The organism is Streptomyces sp. Q2, from assembly GCF_056820935.1.
In genome coordinates, this window is record NZ_JBXEJE010000044.1 from 18,371 (window position 1) to 35,416 (window position 17,046).

Sequence of the window (17,046 nt, forward strand, 5' to 3'; positions counted from 1 at the left end):
CCGACACGGACACCACGCGGCCGCCGTGCGCGCGCCCGGCCCGCGACGTGACCAGCGCCGATCACCTCTACGTGAGGGCTGCTACCGAAGGGCTGCTGCGCGCCCAGGACCTTCCGGGCGAGGTGGTGTGCTCGCAGCCGGGGCCGGGGCTGGCCCCGGCTGGCTCCGTAGTGCAGCTGCGGCTCGGTGACGACACCGGGCTGACCATCCACATGAACGCGGCCGTTCCACCCAGCTGGGGAGGCCCGCAGGCCGCCGCCCGCATCGTGGTCGAAACCGGGGTACCGCTGAACCGCGCAACGCTGCAGCGCCTCCCGTACGTGCACCGCATCCGCTGCGACAGCCAGGGCACGAGCCGCCGCGTCCTGATCGGCACCGAGACCGCCCGCGGTATCCAGTGGTTCAGTCCCGATCAGTGCTCTATGGGCCTTGACGGCCTGGTGACACCCGCCCTCAACGACCTGCCGGACCGGCCCGTGGCTCGCCCACCGGGGCGTCCCAACGCGGAAACGCACGATCAGCTGGTCCGGATATCGCCGGAGATCCGCCGCCTCCTGCTGCGCCTGGCGACCGCACGCCAAGGCCGCGACATCGCCAACACCCGAAAGCTGATCAAAGAGTGCGACGACCTGCTGGAGCGCCGGACCCCCGCGCCGGCGGCATTGAAGCAAGCCCGTGACTCAGCCGAGCAGTGGCTGTTGGAGCGCGGCAAGGAGGTCGTCACTCGAGGGTCCAGAAGCGGAATCGTTGTCCTGACCGGCAATGCGGCGAAGCAGGAGCGGGAGAAGCGTGAGCGCAAGGCGCAGCAGGCCGCGTTCCAGCGGTAGGAATACCTGGTGGAGCTTGTACTGGCGCTGGAGCAGGAGCGCTTCGGCGACGTCAGGGCCCTGCTGAGGGCGATCTCTCAGCTGCCGGACAGTAGCGTGCCGCTGCCCCGGGCCCAGATCGACTTGCTGCAGGGGGCGCGGGCCCGCGCCTACGGCCACAAAGTGGGCGGGCTTCAGGACCAGGTATCGCGTAAGAAGTGGCTTCAACGGAACTGCCCAACCTGCAAGGCCAGTTCGGGCCAGGAGTGTTTCGACGACGACCCGGACGGTCAGCCGCTGCGGCGCTTTGGTGGCCACGACACACGACTCCGGCTGGTCATCGCATCCCGGGAAAGGCCGCAGCCCACAAACGGGCGCAAGGCAGTGGAAGCAAGCCCTCGCGGAGCAGCGGAACCACGACCGAGGCCCTGGCCCGGAGCGTGTCACACGTTTCGTGCCCCACCTGCAAGGCTCCGGCGGGGCGACCCGGCACGGCGCCGGGCAGCCACGAGGCTCGCTTTCTGTTCGCTCAGGCGCAGCGACGGCCCTGATCGAAGAGCAGCAGCATCGTCCGCGACACTGCACGCACGCGGTCAGGCCGATGGCGCGGTGGTGGGCGAGGCATGCTCGGTGGCTGGTCCAGCTGCTGCTGGCGGCGCCGCTGCTCGTTGCGCAGGTCTTCCACGTTCTTCGTGAGCTGGGCGAGGGCGGCGTCCGGCTCAGCGTCTTTCCCAGCCTCGACGTGGGCGGGCCTGTGGGCCCTCGGCGGCAACGGTGACGCGGCCCAGCGCGCCGGCATGGTGCGCGCCGTCAGCCGTGCAGGCCGTACAGCGCAAGCTCGCGTAGCGGAAACGCCTGAGCGAGCGCATGACCAATTCGTTCGAGTCGCTGCTGACTACTAATAGTCACCGATGCCGGTGTCGCCGCTCCTGCAGCTTCTTCATCTGCTCCTCGAGGAGTTTGCTGCGCCCCTGGGTCTTGTGGCGCGCCTTGCTGCTCTGGCCGCCCTGGCCTCCGTGTCGCAGCTTGTCAGCCATGTCCTTGGCCCGCTGCCTCATCTCTTCTGCCCCCATGACCGCACCTCCGGCAATGCTGTTGGTCCTCTGCTCAGATTGGCATCCGGTCAGGGTCCTCGCATCTGGCAGCGGCGTCACAGTGCCGCGTTCAAGGTGCCGATTCCTCCGTTCCTTCGGGTCTCTCGCCCGCGGGAGCAAGGGCTTGGGCCAACGCCGCCAACCCCGCCTGCCAGCAGATGGCATCAATCACCTCAGTCAGCTGGTCACTCAGCACCCGGCAGCCGCCGTATCTCGCTGCCGGAGTCCTGACCGGTCTCTCCCCACCGCTCATACTCACCTCTACCGGGCGACCGCGCGGCCCCGAACACCATTTCGCCCCGCGCCCGCCACGACGATGGCCACTGCCGAACCGACGACCATCCAGCACAACGTGCGATCACCGCCCAGGACAACGGCAATACCAACGGCACCACACCATCGGCCCAGCCTGCGCCCCGTGGAATGGCGTTTCCAGCTACTGGTGGCACGGCCTGTAAGGCTTCGATGGCGGCGGGTCCGACACGCCGCCGTTATTGCGGGGGCAGGGCGTGGTCCTTGCCGGTCAATGCTTGTGACCGCGTACCTGTCAGCAGCTGGCGCCACGCTGCGGCCGTTTGAGCCATGTCCGCCTGACGTCAGTGATCAGCCTGCCGCTCGGCCACAGTCGGCGAGGAATTCGTCTTGCACGCGGCGTGCGGGATGCGTCTTGGAGCAGTTGGGTGCGGATGCGCATGAAGGGCACGCAGCCGCACCGGTAGGCGTTCGCGTCCGCTGCAGTGCTACCACGGCGAAGAGTCGTACCTTCGTTTGGTCGCAGGTGGTAGGGCTACTCGCACCTGCAAGCCTGCGTCGCAGCGAGGGACAGCGCCGACGGGACCACGCAGAGACAGATGGCAAGGGGTTGGTCGTGATGACCGTGGCGACACAGCAGGGTGGCGGGGGAGGTTCCAGCGGCCTCTACGACGTTCTGGAACTCATTCTCGACCGAGGGCTGGTGATCGACGCGTTCATCCGGGTCTCCCTTGTCGGTATCGAGATACTCAAGATCGACATACGGATCGTGGTCGCCAGCGTCGACACCTACCTGCGCTTCGCCGAGGCGTGCAACCGTCTCGATCTGGAGGCGGGGCCGCGCAAGCCTGCCGGGCTTACCGAGCTCACGGGGCAAGCCACTGAGTCCGGCGCCCGCGGCAAGACCAAGGGAGCCCTGTCCGGCGCCGCGGAGACGATCTCCGATGCCTTCCAGCAGTCCCGTGACGAGGGCAAGGAACGTCAGGGCGCCCGGCCCGCCGCGCGCCGGAGGGAGACAGAGCGGTGAGCACCTACATATACGGAATCGTTCGAGCCTCGCATTCCTCGCTCCCGCAGGACACGGACGGCATCGGAGACCCCCCGCGGCCGGTGCGGGTGCTGCACCAGGGCGAGCTGGCCGCGATCGTCAGCGATGCCCCCGAGGAACTGCGACCCAAGCGGCGTGACCTGCTCGCCCACCAGGGGGTACTGGATGTGGCCGGAGCGGATGGCGTAGTCCTGCCGATGCGGTTCGGAAGCGCCTCCCCCGACGATGACACGGTGACCACGGTCCTCGTCGAACGTGCGGAGCACTTCCTGGAGCGGCTGCGCACGCTGGACGGCAAGGCGGAGTACAACGTCAAGGCCAACCACAATGAAGAGGGCGTGCTGCACCTGGTGATGGCGGACAACGACGAGATCCGGTCGCTGGCGGAGGCAAACCGGCAAGCCGGCGGCGGGTCGCACGAGGAGAAGGTCCGGCTGGGGGAGATGGTGGCTGCTGCCGTCCAGGCGCGCGAGGCGACTGACGCGGGGCTGCTCCAGCAGGTGCTGGAGCCGACGGCCGAGGCGGTCAGCGTCGGCCCGCAGAGCACCGGCTGGCTGGCCAACATCTCCTTCCTGGTGGACCGCGGTTCAGCGGAGCAGTTCCTGACCGCAGTCGACGGACTCCGTCAGGAGCACCCGCACCTGGAACTGCGTGTCCACGGCCCGCTGCCGCCCTACAGCTTCGTCGACACCCCCTCGTCGCAGCAGGCCGAAGGCGGCACCGCGGAAGCATTCGGAGCCGAAACAGCCCAGCCGACCAACGGGTAACAAGCTGCGAAGCCTCATGCGCGGGCGGCTTCAGTCCTGCCCGAGCTGATCGGCCAGACGACAAGCCGTGCGCGCCCGGACCCACGGCGGAACTGCGGTACGAGCACCGCCGCTAGATCAGGGCTGGTTGACCTGCAATTCTCTTACCTATTGGCGTCCGCCCGGCCGGCCGCGAAAGGCACAAAACATATAAAGACTCCAAATTTGTTTATGAATGCCTGTGTGGGTTATGCGCGCCCGGATACTCGGGTGAGATGGCGCCGACATTGAGACGGCATGGAAGGCACAGCGGGCACACCGTGGCCGACCACGAGGTCGAGACCGGGCGGGGGACGGGTGCCGGGCCGGATGAGCAGGTGGAGCAGCGGGCGCCGGACAGTCCGAAGGACCTGCCGAAACGCTCCTGGGGAGCGGTGCTGAAAGGCACCCTGAAACGTCAAGCAGATGGTCCTGACGTCCTGAACATGACGGGCGACGCCTGTCGGCCTCTGCCACGCGGTGGCAGCCGATGCAGAGCTGGACGCGTCCCGGTGTGCCCTTTACGCTCCAACTGCCACTCCCCGCGATACAGGGCCCAGGCCGCTGATGACGTGGCCATCGACGGGGACGTCCCCGGATATCGCGGAGGGCTTTTTCCGATGGTGCGGCAAACTGTCTTGAGCGATGCGCGCGTGCGTGCGGTGAGCGAGGCACTGAGCCCGTACGCGTGGCGGGGCCTCACCTCCGAAATGGTCAGCCGTCTCGCGCTCGCCGCGATCAACGGACACGGAGCGGCCGACGCGCCACCGGTGGCCCGCCGTGACGTGCGGATGGGCGTACTCGTCGATTTCCTCAACGGCTGCCGGTGGCGCTCGCTGACGGCCGGCGCCGTGAGCCGTCAGCTGGTGAACGCTTTGGACATGTGGCGTCACGAGAGCCAATGGCTTGAGATCGAGTTGCGCTGGCTGCTGGATGGAGACGACTGAGCAAGGCCGCAGATGCCGTGCTGCGGTGTGGCTCAGGGGCGCTTCCTCACCTCTCGGGCTTGTCCAGGGGGCCGGGCCTGCCGCGCACGGGGCTCTCGGGTACGGGAATGCCCTCGCGCAGGTCGCGGGTGGTGGCCGCGGTCTTCTCGTACCAGTGGCCGTACCGTTCGGCGAGGGCCACAGCGGTGACGCCGTGCAGGAGGACGCTGAGACCTACGGTGATCGCGACCACTCTGCCCAGGAGTTCCAGCCCGGGGACGTGTTCCTCCACCACGAGCAGCGCCAGTACGACGGATGCGAGGCCGCGTGGCCCGAACCACCCGATGTACGCCACCGTGGGCGGCCGCAGCCTGCTCCCGGTGAGTGAGAGGGCCACCGGCAGCATCCTGACGACGGTGAGGCTGAGCACCGCGTACAGGACGATCCGCCAGCTCAGATGCTCCAGTGCGGGACCGAGCAGCACCGCCCCGAAGACCAGGAGGCTGATCGACGCGAGGAGTCCTCCGAGATTCTCGGCGAACTCGGCGGTGCGGTCCGGGTGGTCCTGCTCGTGGCCGGCCGGGTGGCGGCGCAGGGCGTACCCGAAGGCGAATCCGGCGACCCAGGCGGCGATGAAGCCGCTGCCGTCGGTGACGACGGCGAGTTCGTACGACGCTGCCGCGACGGCCAGCGGATAGGCCTGCCGCCATTCCCCCGACACCCATCGCCTGGCCCGGGACCACTGCAGCAGCCGGCCGCCGAGCCCACCGACCAGGAGACCCAGCGCGGTGCTCAGGACGAGCGCGCGCCAGAAGACGCCCGCCACGCCCTCTTCCGCGTAATGCGTGCCTGGGATGGCTGCCAGGAACAGGATGAAGAAGGGCAGCACCATGCCGTCGTTCAAACCGCTTTCGACGTTCAGGCCGTGCCGCACGAGCGCCGGGACGCGGGGACTGGACATGGCGGTTTTTCCGAGGGCGGCGTCGGTGGGGGCGAGGATGGCGGCGACGAGGGCGAGCTCCCACACCGTCAGCCCCGGCAGCAGGGGCCAGGCAAGCAGCCAGCCGGCCCCGATGCTCAGCGGCAGCCCGATGCTCAGCAGACGGCCCGGCAGGAAGCCACCGGTCACCAGGTCCCGCCTGCGTACCGTCATGGCGTCGGTGAACAGCACGAGCGCCAGGGTCGCTTCGAGGAGCGCGATGATCGGTGCGGCGTCCTGTGTCAGGTCAACGATGTCCAGCACAGCCGGCCCGAGAAGGATCCCGCCGCCGACGAAGACGATCGCCGACGACAGCGCCGTCGAGGACAGCCGGCGCGAGCCCAAGGCGTACGTGGCAGTGACGCCCGCCACCGCCACACCGGTCCAGGCGCCACTGCTCATGTTCTGGCCTCCGGATCCCTCTGCCGTCGCTCCCGGCGGACTGTCGACTCCTGCCCGGCTGCGGCCGCCCGCTGGCTTCGCATGAACGCGCCGGTGGCTTCCTTCTACAGGTCGGCGAAGGCTGCCCGCTGACGTCGCCGAGGACACGCCGGGTGCTGCCGCCCAGGCAGTGGAACGGCCAGGCCGCAGTCGCCCCACACCGGCTGCCATGGCCCGACGCAAGGGACCCACCCACCCAGGGACTCGCCGGCCCTCGTACGCCAGGTCTGACCTCGCCCCTCGTACGGCGCGGCCCCGGAGACACATCACTGCGCAACCAGCCCCAGAGTGCTGACCGCGGCTCGCCCGTACGGCCCGCCTGGGCGGGCCGTACGGCCGTGGAGCGGCGGAAATGGAGGCAGGTAATCCCCCAGGAGCCCTGGATGGAGCCCTCATGACCAGCCCGCACGAGCCGCACGAGCCGTCCGAGCCCGCTGCCGTCCCAGAGAGGAGTGCGGGCGATGCGGCGGGAAGTGAACCCAAGCACGGCTCGACGGCTGTACGGATCTCGCGGAAAACCGTCTCGGCGGTGCTCATCGTGCTCACCTGCATCCTGGTGCCGGTCGCGCTGCTCACGGTGTGGGTGCACGACATCGCGCTGGACACCGACCGGTACGTGGAGACGGTCTCGCCGCTCGCCTCGGATCCGGCGATCGAGGACGCGGCGGTCAAGCGCATCACCCATGCCGCGGACGTACGGGTGGACGGCAGCCAGGCCGCCGCGGACATCGCCGCCTGGCTCCAGTCGCAGGGCCCTCGATGCCGAGCGGGCGGCACCACAGCGGCCGGAGGGCGGCGAGTGACGTTCCGCCCAGTGCCTCGCCCGCCCTTCAGAGCGCGCCAGGACAGAGCGGATCCGCGCCCACGCATCCGCCGACCGCTCGGAGTCGGCCAAGTGAATTCCACCCGCCGGTGAAGCACGGCTCCGGCGAGGAGCCCCGGCCGGTCGGCTACTGGCGGGCCATGTGCATGCGCATCTCGCTGGGGGCGTCGACAATGAGGTCGCCGGACAGGTCGACGGTGACGCTGTGGAGGGTGCCGGTGAAGCGGAACGGTGCCCGGTAGTCGGGGGTGATGGCCGATCCGGGGTTGGCCCCGCAGGCCATGCCACCGGGGTTGAAGGCGATCGGGGTGGTGACCGTCATATCGGTCTCGCCGACGAGGCTCCCGTCGATGTACAGCTGGGCCCGGCCGGGTGCGCCCTTGCCGTGGGCGATGTCCGGCGCGCCGGTGGGCTCGAACTCGAAGCGCAGGGTGTGCCGCCCCTCGGGCACGCTCTCGCTGGAGGCCACGTGGTGCAGGGTCCGCTGGACGTAGTTGTGGGCGTAGTGGAGGTGGCCGTCCTTGAGGTAGAGGGACCAGCCGCCGGCGGTGGTGCCCTGGCAGAGCAGGACGCCCTGCGCGCCACCGGGCGGGATCTCTGCCTCGGCGGTGACGCTGTGCGGGCGGTTGAGGACCCGGGGCGCGACCGCGGCCGGCAGGGTCTGCGTGCCGGGCCGGAAGGTGTAGCTGGTGCGGGCCTCGGTGATCTGCGGACGCTCGGTCATGATGCGCTGCAGGACGCTGCCATCGATCGGCAGCACGTTGTACCTGCCGGCCTCCACGTACCACAGGGCGATCATCTCGATCAGTTTGCTGCGGTGCTCTTCGGCGAGGTTCCGGGTTTCAGCGATGTCCTCGTCGACGTGGTAGAGCTCCCAGTGGTGGGCGTCGAGGTCGTCGAGGTCTGCCATGGTGATCGGCGTGCCGAAGGGCCGCCCGGCCTCCTCGAATGAGGGGCCGGGCCAGGGGCACACCGCCCGCCACCCGTCGTGGTCGATCGCCCGGTGCCCGAGCATCTCGTAGTACTGGGTGCGGTGAAGGGACGCCGCACCGGCGTCGTCGAAGGTATGGGCGAAGCTGACCCCGTGCAGCGGCGCCTGGGTGACGCCCCGGATGGTCGCGGGCGGCTCGATCCCGAGCACGTCCAGGACGGTGGGGACCATGTCGATGATGTGCGCGAACTGGTCGCGGATCTCACCGCGGGTCCGGATGCCGTCGGGCCAGTGGACGAGGAAGGGATCGCTGACGCCGCCGCGGTACGTCTCCCGCTTCCAGCGACGGAAGGGGGTGTTGCCCGCCCACGTCCAGCCCCAGGGGTAGTGGTTGAACGTCTCCGGGCCGCCGAGTTCGTCGATCCTCGCCAGACTCTCCTCCAGCGACTCGGGCGCGTTGTTGAAGAACTGCAGCTCGTTGGCGGTACCGGTCACCCCGCCCTCGGCGCTCGCCCCGTTGTCGGAGACCACCATGATCAGCGTGTTGTCGAACTCGCCGGTCTCCTTCAGGAAGTCCAGCAGCCGCCCGATGTGGTGATCCGTGTGGCTGAGGAACCCGGCGTAGACCTCCATCATCCGCGCGGCCAGACGCCGCGCCTCGGGGGACAGCGACTCCCACGCGGGCACGTCCGGATCGTGCGGGGACAGCTGCGCGTCCGCATGCACCACGCCCAGCTGCTTCTGCCGGTCGAAGGTGTGCTCCCGGTAGGCGTCCCAGCCGTCGTCGAACCGGCCTCGGTAACGGTCCGCCCACTCCTTCGGCACATGGTGCGGGGCATGCGTCGCACCAGGGCACAGGTTCAGGTAGAACGGCTTGTCCGGTGCGACCTGCTTGGCGTCGGCGATGAACGACATCGCCCGCTCGACCAGGTCCTCCGTCAGGTGGTAGCCCTCATCCGGCGTCGCCGGAGGCTCGACCTGGTGGTTGTCGTATACCAGGTCCGGATACCACTGGCTCGTATCCCCGCCCAGGAACCCGTAGAACCGCTCGAAACCCCGCCCCAGCGGCCACCGCTCGTACGGGCCCGCGGCCGATTCATGCTCCGAGGGCATCAGGTGCCACTTGCCGACCATGTACGTGTTGTAGCCGTGCTCCAGCAGCATCTCGGAGAGGAACCCGTTCTCGAACGGGATCTGCCCGTTGTAGCCGGGATAGCCGGTGGCCAGCTCCGTGATCGCCGCCATCCCGTTCGCATGGTGGTTGCGGCCCGTCACGATGCACGAACGCGACGGCGAGCACAGCGCGGTGGTGTGCATGTTGCTGTACAGCAGCCCGCCCGCGGCCAACGCATCAAAAGTGGGGGTCTCGATCGGGCTCCCGTAACAGCCGAACTGCCCGTACCCAGTGTCGTCCAACACGATCATCAACACGTTCGGCGCACCCGGCACCGCCCGCACCGGCTGCGGCCACGCCGGACTCGACTCCTCCGTCGTCCGCCCCACCACCCCCGGAAACCCTTGCCCCGGCCTGTACTCACTCCACGACGTCTGCGACATTCCGGCCTCCGTCCCACCAGCCGGCGCGGACACCGGTGATGCTTCTGCATGCGGCTGTCACAACACCCTGTCGCCGACACCGGGATCCCAGTCGGATGGCCGAACAAGAAACCCTGCTGCCGGCAGCGGCTGGCGCGCGCCCGGGCACTTCCACGCTAGGCCGCCACCATCACCACGGCGACCGGGGGCGCGGTACCCGGACCCGGTCCGGAGAACGCACTACGTCGGGGCAGGGATGCCGATCCAGATGTGGCACACGCTCGCGTTGGGGGCGGAGTCGGTGATGTGGTCGAAGCCGCGCAGTAGAGGTGTCAGCTCCTGGGCGGCTCCGCACAGGGTGCACAGGCGGGTGCCCGGGTGCTCTGCCGGGGTCTGGTCCACATCGAGCGGCGGCGCGCCCTGTGGCGCTTTGCCACGCGGAACGGCACGCGGCCGCGAACCCTTACCCCGCGTAGGAGATGTATGTGGCGGTGCGGGCAGCCGCCTCGGTGTCCTGGCACCAAGAGTCGCTGCCCCAGCTGAAGAAGTTCAACAGCGTCATTGAGAGCGTCTTCTTCCGCGCGGCGATGGCGAACCTGGAGAACTCACTGAGCCCGGCATTGCTGGAGGCAGAGGTGAGCGGCCGTGGTCGCTGCCCGAGGCACCGGTGGAGGCCGTGAGCGAACGCGAGGTGTCCGGCCGTGGAGCGGGTGAGGTCGAGCGCGTCCGGGTCGGCGAAATGGTCAGCGTCCCGGTTCGCCGCGGAAAGTGCGACGGTGACGGCCTCGCCGGCCTTGAGATCGCGCGCGGAGTCGCAGCCCTGGCGGGCGTACCGGATCAGGACCCTACGCACCGACTGGTCGTCGGTGAGGTCGGCCTCCTGCTCCCAAGCGCGCTCTGTTGTGCTCGGCTCAGGCGGCCGGCCCCGGGGGCAATGTCCGAGCTCGTTGATAGCGTGCCGCGTCTGGTCGAGAAGATCACGAGAGGATGGCATCCGTGCAGGACGTGACGCGCCACGAGGCCAGCGCACAGCACATAGCCCAGGCACTCGACGACGTCAGCTGGCGGACCAGGGGGCGGTGGCACTGGATGCGCTACGACGACCCGTCCCCGGAGAAGTTGACGATGGCCCGCGCACAAGCGTAATGGCGGGGTTCTCTTTTGACGTGCAACCACCGCCGGCGAGGTCCTCCCTGGTCTCCACGTGCTCGCACGTGAGTGGCCGTGTCCTCGTTGCGGTTCCGGGTGAGGGCGGAAGCCGACAAGCCTGCCGCGCAGGCCGGAAACCACAGGGCGGCGGCCCCTCTCGTATCGCAGAATGAGGCGTGAGCGAACAAGCCCCGTTTGTCAGACCGTGGTTCCGCACGATGAGGGCGCGCGACCCCGCCGAGCCGCACCGCGCGGCCACCCCGCTTGAGCTGCTGTTCGACCTGTGTTTCGTCGTCGCCGTCGCGCAGGTCGCCGCGCAGCTCCACCATGCGGTGAGCGAGGACCACGCCTCGACGGGGGTCCTCAGCTATTTCGCCGTCTTCTTCGCCATCTGGTGGGCCTGGATGGGCTTCACCTGGTTCGCATCGGCGTACGACATCGATGACGTGCCGTACCGGCTGGCGGCCTTCGTTCAGATCGCCGGGGTTCTCGTCCTTGCTTCCGGTGTGCCGCGGGCCTTCGTGGACCACGACTTCACCATTCCGGTCGTCGGGTACACGGTCATGCGCCTGGGCCTGGTCGCGCTGTGGCTGCGGGCGGCCCGGGCCCACCCGGAAGCCCGGGCGACCGCTGTGCGCTACGCCGCCGGTCTCGTCGTAGTCCAGTGCGCCTGGATCGGCTGGCTCTTCCTGCCGGACGGCTCGCGCATGCCGCTCTTCGCCGTTCTGGCGATCTTCGACGTCGCCGTCCCGGTCTGGGCCGAGGCGGCAGGGCGGACGCCCTGGCATCCGCATCACATCGCCGAGCGGTTCGGGCTGTTCACGCTGATCGTCCTGGGTGAGTCGGTACTGGCGGCGACCGTGGCCGTGCAGCAGGCCCTGGACGCGCGGGAGGCGACCGCCGGCCTCTACGCCGTGGCGGCGGGCGGCCTGCTCATCGTCCTGTCGATGTGGTGGCTGTACTTCGCCAAGCCCGCCACCCTCTTCCTGACCTCCGACCGGGCCGCGTTCCCCTGGGGTTACGGTCACTACCTGGTCTTCGGCTCGGCGGCCGCGGTCGGCGCGGGCCTGGCAGTGAACGTCGACCACGTCACGCACCACACGGAGATCTCGGACGCCGCCGCGGGTGCGGCGGTCACGGTGCCGGTGGCGGTCTTCCTGCTCGTCCTCTACCTGCTGCACATCCGCCCGCACCACGCCCTGGCCGCGCATGCGCTGTTGATTCCGGGCACCGCGGTAGTGGTTCTCGCCCTGACCTTCACCGATGTTCCGGTGCCTGCCACCGGCGTGGCGGTCGCCGCACTGGCCGCGGTGTCCGTGACGGTTTCCCAGCGCCGCGAAACCCACGAGCCGCCCAGCTCTCGGACAGCACACAACTGATCCCCAGGAACAGTGCGGAACGTGGGGAACAGTCAGGCGGTCGCCCTCCCCGCGAGTGCAGGGAGGGCGACCGCCTGGAGTCGGTGTTCGCGGTGGCTCAGACCTTCGCCTCGGCGACCTCCGCGGTGTTCGTCGGGCCCTCGGTGGCCAGCACCTCCTGGGCGGTGGTGCCCTGGCGCGGGATGAAGGAGGCGACGAAGAAGGCGAGTACGGCCGCGCCCGCACCGATGGCCATGACCACCTTGAAGCCGTTCTCGGAGGGGAGGGGGAAGCCGCCGAAGTCGGTGGTCATCTGGGCGAGGATGACGCCGGCGATGGCGCTGGCGACCGAGGTTCCGATGGAGCGCATCAGGGTGTTGAGGCTGTTGGCGGCGGCCGTCTCGGAGGCGGGGACGGCGCCCATGATGAGGGTGGGCATGGCGCCGTAGGCGAAGCCGACACCGGCGCCGATGATGCAGGAGATCAGGACGATGTGCCAGATCTCGGACATCATCACGATGCTCAGGCTGTAGCCGGCGGCGACGATGGCGGCGCCGAGCATCAGGGTGGTCTGCGGGCCCTTGGCCTTGGTGATGCTCGCCGACACGGCGGACATGGCCATCATCACCAGGCCCTGCGGTGCCAGGACCAGGCCGACCATGAGCATCGACTTGCCGAGGCCGTAGCCGGTAACCTCGGGCAGCTGGAGCACCTGCGGCAGGACCAGGGACATCGCGAACATCGAGAAGCCGAACGCCACCGAGGCGAGGTTGGTGAACAGCACCTGACGGCGGGCGGTGGTGCGCAAGTCGACCAGCGGCTGCGCGGTGCGCAGCTCGTACCAGCCCCATACCAGCAGGACGACGACCGCGAAGGCGAGCAGGCCCAGGGTGGTGGCGCTGGTCCAGCCCCAGTCGCCGCCTTTGGAGATGGCCAGCAGCAGGGAGACCAGGCCGGTCGCCATGCCGAAGGAGCCGATGAAGTCGAAGCGTCCACCGGTACGGACCTTCGACTCGGGTACGAGGACCAGGACGAGCGCGAGGGCGACGGCGCCGAGGGCGGCCGAGGTCGAGAACAGGATGTGCCAGTCGAAGTTGTCGGCGATGAAGGCGGCGGAGGGCAGGCCGAGGGCACCGCCCACTCCCAGCGAGGCGCTCATCAGCGCCGTCGAGCCGGTGAGCCGCTCGGCGGGCAGTACCTCGCGCATGATGCTGATGCCGAGCGGGATGACACCGGCCGCCAGGCCCTGCAGGGCGCGTCCGGCGATCATCGGGATCACGGAGTCGCTGAGCGCGCAGACGACGGAGCCGGCGATCAGCAGGACGATGCTGACGAGCAGCATGCGGCGCTTGCCGTACATGTCTCCGAGCCGGCCGACCACGGGGGTGGCGACGGCGGCGGCCAGCAGGGTGGCGGTGACCGTCCAGGCGGTGTTCGACGCCGAGGNACATGTCTCCGAGCCGGCCGACCACGGGGGTGGCGACGGCGGCGGCCAGCAGGGTGGCGGTGACCGTCCAGGCGGTGTTCGACGCCGAGGCGTCAAGGAGCCGGGGCAGCTCGGGGACGATCGGGATGACCAGGGTCTGCATCAGCGCGACGACGATGCCGGCGAAGGCCAGAACCGCCACCACGGCGTTCGACCTCGGCGGGGCGGAGTGCCCGGCGCCGGAGGATCGGGCAAGGGTGTCGGACATGAGACGGCCTCCGTCGAAGAGAAGCAAGCAAGTACTCCGCTGAAGTCGGTGACTCGACCGACCAGGGTTCGCGTCGCCGGGCCCCCGCAGCCGACGGCACGAACCCAGAACTCCCCACCCTCCGGGGCTACTCGTCGAAGGTGACGACGACCTTCTCCGCGGCGCCCGGCGTCAGCGTGAGCTCGAAGGCGTGGCCCGCCTCGGCGAACGGGACGCGGTGGCTGATCAGCTTGGCGAAGCGCTCGTGGTGCTTCACGATCTCCGGGGTCACCTCGAAGATCTCCGTGGGGTAGCCCTGGGAGGCGACGAGGGTCAGCTCGCTGCGGAGCATGCCGCCGAGGTCGATGTCCGACGCCTTCTTCTGTACGGCGACCATGACCAGCTTGGCCTTCCACTTCGCGGAGTCGACGGCGGCCTGGAAAACGGCGGGGGCACCGGCGGCGTCGATGTAGATGTCGGTGCCGGCGCGGGGCTGCCCGAGCGCGTTGGCGGCCTGGCCGTGCAGTTCGGTCAGACGCTCCGTCACGTTCTCCTTCGCCGAGTTGATGACCGCGTCGGCGCCGACCGCCAGCGCCTTCTCCAGACGCGACGGGATCACGTCGGCGACGACGACGTGCTCGACGCCGCGCAGCTTCAGCCAGATGGTGGCGCCCAGGCCGATGGGCCCGGCACCGAACACCACCACCTTGTCGGCCGGCCCCGCCTCGGAACGGTTGACGCAGTGCCGGGCGACCGCCATAGGTTCGTTCAGCGCGGCGACGTCGAAGGGCACGGTGTCGGGGAACACCGCGGCGCTCTTGCCCACGACGGCGTTCTCGATGAGCAGGTACTCGCTCATGCCGCCGAACCTCCCGCCACAGCCGATGATCCCGGTCGGGGCGTCCTGCGGGTTGACGACCACGCGGTCGCCCACCTTCAGGTCGGCGACCTCGGCGCCCACTTCGACGATCTCGCCGGCCGGCTCGTGTCCCAGGGCCACGGGGATCAGTTCGCCGCCCGCATGTGCGCGGGCCGGCATGCCGCCCATGTGCAGGAAGGTGATGTCGGTGCCGCAGATGCCGCAGGCGCGGACCTTCACCAGGACGTCCTTCGGTCCCGGCACGGGACGCTCGACGTCCACCACGTCGATCTTGCCGACGCCACCGGTCTGGACGGACTTCATCGTGGCCATGAAAGACTCTCTTTCTGAAGTTCTGAAGTTCCGAAGCTGTGATGCTGTGAAGCTGCTGGATACGGGAGTCGGGCAGGCGGTTCGTCAGGCGGCGGACCAGCCCTCGTCGACGGGCAGGACGGCGCCGTTGATGTGGGCGGCGGCGTCGGAGGCGAGGAACACGATGGCGGCGGCCTGCTCCTCGGCGGTGGCGACGCGGCCGGCGCCGCCGAAACGGGGAGCGAGGATGTTGTCGCCGTAGACCCCGGGCAGGGCGGCGATCGGGAAGTCGGTCCCGGTGCCGCCGGGGGCGATGGCGTTGGTACGGATGCCGATGCCGAGGTAGGTCACGGCGAGCGACCTGACCAGGCCGATGACGCCGTGCCGGGAGGCGGTGGAGGCGGCCCCGGCGATACTGCCGCGCAGGCCGGCCTCGACCGCGGTGAAGACGATCGAGCCGCGCCCCTCGGCCATCATGAGCGGCAGTACGGCGCGGGTCAGCAGGAACGGTGCCGTCAGGTTGACCTCGAGGACGCGGTACCACTCGGCGTCGTCGGTCTCGCTGAGGACCGACATCCGGTCCATGATCGCGGCGTTGTGTACGAGGACGTCCACGCCGCCGAAGGCTTCGACGGCGGTGTCGACCACCTGGTCCACGACCTGCTGGTTGCTGAGGTCGCCGGCGACCGCGAGGGCGGTGCCTCCCACGTCCGCCACGGCCTTGACGGTCTCTTCGGCACCCGCCCGTCTCAGGTCCGCCGCCAGCACGTACGCGCCCTTACGCGCGAACCGCACGGCCGCGGCCCGGCCGACGTCGGACCCGGCGCCGGTGACGACGACGCTGCGCTCGTGAAGACCGGTGCTCATACCGGGGTTCATAGGGGTGCTCCTTCTCGTCCAGCTGTGTGTGCTTCGGGCCCGGCGGCGGGAACGCCCGGGCGTGCGGGGGGAGTTGTCCCGGCCGCCGGGCCCGAAGGGAGCACCGTTCCCCGTCCCCACGGGATTCGGTGCGGCGAGGGCGCCTCCGCTCAAGGCGCCCCCGGGTCTCAGGGGTGGTTACGCAGGGGTGGTCACTACGGTCCGGACGCTGATCCTGACTGATTCAGCCGAGCTTGATCTGGTCCGTGCCGTGGCCGATGTGGGCGACGACGAGTCCGGCAGCCGACACCTCGGCGTACTCGGCGGTGTGGTAGCGGAAGCTGAGTCCGGCGTTCGCGCCCTGCCGGGCCCCGACCGTCCACCGCAGCTCGTGGAAGAAGAACCAGTCGTCGAAGTGCTGGTGGACGACCTCGATCGAGCGGACGGAGTACGCGGCGTAGAAGGCCTCGAGGTTGGCTCGCAGGTCGTCCTTGGTGTGCATCGCGGGCAGGGTCCCGGAATGCGACACGTAGTCGCGCACGCCGCCCTGGATCTCGGGGTGAGCCCTCTCGACGATCGCGTCGATGTCGCCCTTGCGATACGAGTCGAGCAGGGTCTCGTGCAGCCCCGCCACGGCGTACCGGCTGGCCAGCACCCCGTCGGCCGGGTCTCCCGGCATGCTGCCCTGCTGGGTCCTGCCCCAGAACGGCTCCCCGGTGATGCCCTCGGAGCCCATCGTCGGGAAGATCACGATGACCGGCCGCTCGCTCTCCTCACCGGTCGTCTTGAGGCGCCCGCGCCCGAGGCCGCTGACGAAGGTGTACCAGGAGCCGTTGATCTCCGCGACGGGGCGGATCGCCACCACGGCGGCGAACCGGTGCATGCCGCGGTAGGACGCGGCGATCTCGTCGAACGTGGTGACGATGCGCTGGGTCGGGAGTTCCTTGCCCTCCTCGACCGAAGGGCTGACGGTGTACGCGTAGGGGCCGCTCGGCGCCAGCGTCGCCAGGATGTCGTCGATGATGTCGACGTACTCGGCCCTGACGTGCTTCCACGCGGTCTCGGCGGTCTGCACCTGCAGATCCGACGCGACGAGCAGGTCCTCGACTTTGGCGCGGTCCTTCATGGTTTTCCTTTCTGGGGGAGAGGAGCCCTGGGGTGTGTGGGAGATGTGTGTGAGAGGGGGACAACCGGTTGTGCGAAGAGCCGCACGTCA

General features: G+C 69.4%; 15 protein-coding genes and 1 pseudogene. 7 read left to right on the top strand and 9 right to left on the bottom strand.

Features of this window, described 5'->3' with window-relative positions; all coding sequences use genetic code 11:
* Positions 1-47 precede the first annotated feature (47 nt).
* Positions 48-827 carry a hypothetical protein gene (locus ACWBNA_RS37735; protein ID WP_482709053.1) on the top strand — a complete coding sequence of 260 codons (780 nt, stop codon included), beginning with the start codon at positions 48-50 and terminating at the stop codon, positions 825-827.
* Between the two features lie 884 nt (positions 828-1,711).
* Here the strand turns inward: ACWBNA_RS37735 and ACWBNA_RS37740 are convergent.
* Positions 1,712-1,879 (bottom strand): hypothetical protein, encoded by a 168-nt coding sequence (locus ACWBNA_RS37740; RefSeq protein WP_482709054.1) that lies wholly within the window; start codon positions 1,877-1,879, stop codon positions 1,712-1,714.
* 892 nt (positions 1,880-2,771) lie between these two features.
* On the opposite strand from ACWBNA_RS37740, the gene ACWBNA_RS37745 reads away from it, so the two are divergent.
* From ACWBNA_RS37745 to ACWBNA_RS37755, 3 genes are all read left to right on the top strand, one after another.
* Positions 2,772-3,179 carry a gas vesicle structural protein GvpA gene (locus tag ACWBNA_RS37745; RefSeq protein ID WP_482709101.1) on the top strand — a complete coding sequence of 136 codons (408 nt, stop codon included), beginning with the start codon at positions 2,772-2,774 and terminating at the stop codon, positions 3,177-3,179.
* Entirely contained in the window at positions 3,176-3,967 is a 792-nt protein-coding gene (locus ACWBNA_RS37750) for a GvpL/GvpF family gas vesicle protein (RefSeq protein WP_482709055.1), read from the top strand. Before ACWBNA_RS37745 ends, ACWBNA_RS37750 begins: the two co-directional genes overlap by 4 nt.
* 590 nt (positions 3,968-4,557) lie before the next feature.
* Positions 4,558-4,932, top strand: a complete 375-nt coding sequence (locus ACWBNA_RS37755; protein WP_482709056.1) for a hypothetical protein — start codon at positions 4,558-4,560, stop codon at positions 4,930-4,932.
* 46 nt (positions 4,933-4,978) lie between these two features.
* Here ACWBNA_RS37755 and ACWBNA_RS37760 read toward each other — a convergent pair whose 3' ends face one another.
* Entirely contained in the window at positions 4,979-6,292 is a 1,314-nt protein-coding gene (locus tag ACWBNA_RS37760; RefSeq protein WP_482709057.1) for a cation:proton antiporter, read from the bottom strand.
* Between the two features lie 433 nt (positions 6,293-6,725).
* Between ACWBNA_RS37760 and ACWBNA_RS37765 the strand changes: the two genes are divergently transcribed.
* Positions 6,726-7,247 (top strand): hypothetical protein, encoded by a 522-nt coding sequence (locus ACWBNA_RS37765; RefSeq protein ID WP_482709058.1) that lies wholly within the window; start codon positions 6,726-6,728, stop codon positions 7,245-7,247.
* Positions 7,248-7,281: 34 nt separating this feature from the next.
* Here the strand turns inward: ACWBNA_RS37765 and ACWBNA_RS37770 are convergent, their stop codons facing one another.
* The 3 genes from ACWBNA_RS37770 to ACWBNA_RS37780 all read right to left on the bottom strand — a co-directional run bounded on the left by ACWBNA_RS37770 (position 7,282) and on the right by ACWBNA_RS37780 (position 10,474).
* Positions 7,282-9,642 carry an arylsulfatase gene (locus ACWBNA_RS37770; protein ID WP_482709059.1) on the bottom strand — a complete coding sequence of 787 codons (2,361 nt, stop codon included), beginning with the start codon at positions 9,640-9,642 and terminating at the stop codon, positions 7,282-7,284.
* A 219-nt stretch (positions 9,643-9,861) separates the two neighbouring features.
* Positions 9,862-10,023, bottom strand: coding sequence for a hypothetical protein (locus ACWBNA_RS37775; RefSeq protein ID WP_482709060.1), 162 nt, complete (start codon positions 10,021-10,023; stop codon positions 9,862-9,864).
* A gap of 61 nt (positions 10,024-10,084) precedes the next feature.
* Positions 10,085-10,474, bottom strand: a complete 390-nt coding sequence (locus ACWBNA_RS37780; protein ID WP_482709061.1) for a hypothetical protein — start codon at positions 10,472-10,474, stop codon at positions 10,085-10,087.
* 143 nt (positions 10,475-10,617) lie between these two features.
* Here ACWBNA_RS37780 and ACWBNA_RS37785 point away from each other — a divergent pair, with 143 nt between their 5' ends.
* Complete coding sequence (locus ACWBNA_RS37785) at positions 10,618-10,767, top strand: hypothetical protein (protein ID WP_482709062.1); 150 nt, start codon at positions 10,618-10,620, stop codon at positions 10,765-10,767.
* Positions 10,768-10,988: 221 nt separating this feature from the next.
* Positions 10,989-12,149 (top strand): low temperature requirement protein A, encoded by a 1,161-nt coding sequence (locus ACWBNA_RS37790; RefSeq protein ID WP_482709063.1) that lies wholly within the window; start codon positions 10,989-10,991, stop codon positions 12,147-12,149.
* A gap of 97 nt (positions 12,150-12,246) precedes the next feature.
* Here the strand turns inward: ACWBNA_RS37790 and ACWBNA_RS37795 are convergent.
* The 4 genes and pseudogenes from ACWBNA_RS37795 to ACWBNA_RS37810 all read right to left on the bottom strand — a co-directional run bounded on the left by ACWBNA_RS37795 (position 12,247) and on the right by ACWBNA_RS37810 (position 16,956).
* Positions 12,247-13,822 (bottom strand): annotated as a pseudogene (locus tag ACWBNA_RS37795) (MFS transporter).
* 127 nt (positions 13,823-13,949) lie between these two features.
* Positions 13,950-14,993, bottom strand: coding sequence for a zinc-dependent alcohol dehydrogenase (locus tag ACWBNA_RS37800; RefSeq protein ID WP_482709064.1), 1,044 nt, complete (start codon positions 14,991-14,993; stop codon positions 13,950-13,952).
* Between the two features lie 84 nt (positions 14,994-15,077).
* Entirely contained in the window at positions 15,078-15,839 is a 762-nt protein-coding gene (locus tag ACWBNA_RS37805) for an SDR family NAD(P)-dependent oxidoreductase (RefSeq protein WP_482709065.1), read from the bottom strand.
* 235 nt (positions 15,840-16,074) lie between these two features.
* Positions 16,075-16,956 (bottom strand): hypothetical protein, encoded by an 882-nt coding sequence (locus ACWBNA_RS37810; protein ID WP_482709066.1) that lies wholly within the window; start codon positions 16,954-16,956, stop codon positions 16,075-16,077.
* Between the last annotated feature and the right edge of the window lie 90 nt (positions 16,957-17,046).

Coding starts and splice junctions, on each gene's coding strand:
- ACWBNA_RS37745 (WP_482709101.1), top strand. CDS start 2,772: ATGACCGTGGCGACACAGCAGGGTGGCGGGGGAGGTTCCAGCGGCCTC.
- ACWBNA_RS37765 (WP_482709058.1), top strand. CDS start 6,726: ATGACCAGCCCGCACGAGCCGCACGAGCCGTCCGAGCCCGCTGCCGTC.
- ACWBNA_RS37760 (WP_482709057.1), bottom strand. CDS start 6,292: ATGAGCAGTGGCGCCTGGACCGGTGTGGCGGTGGCGGGCGTCACTGCC.
- ACWBNA_RS37805 (WP_482709065.1), bottom strand. CDS start 15,839: ATGAGCACCGGTCTTCACGAGCGCAGCGTCGTCGTCACCGGCGCCGGG.
- ACWBNA_RS37770 (WP_482709059.1), bottom strand. CDS start 9,642: ATGTCGCAGACGTCGTGGAGTGAGTACAGGCCGGGGCAAGGGTTTCCG.
- ACWBNA_RS37810 (WP_482709066.1), bottom strand. CDS start 16,956: ATGAAGGACCGCGCCAAAGTCGAGGACCTGCTCGTCGCGTCGGATCTG.
- ACWBNA_RS37800 (WP_482709064.1), bottom strand. CDS start 14,993: ATGGCCACGATGAAGTCCGTCCAGACCGGTGGCGTCGGCAAGATCGAC.
- ACWBNA_RS37740 (WP_482709054.1), bottom strand. CDS start 1,879: ATGGGGGCAGAAGAGATGAGGCAGCGGGCCAAGGACATGGCTGACAAG.
- ACWBNA_RS37790 (WP_482709063.1), top strand. CDS start 10,989: ATGAGGGCGCGCGACCCCGCCGAGCCGCACCGCGCGGCCACCCCGCTT.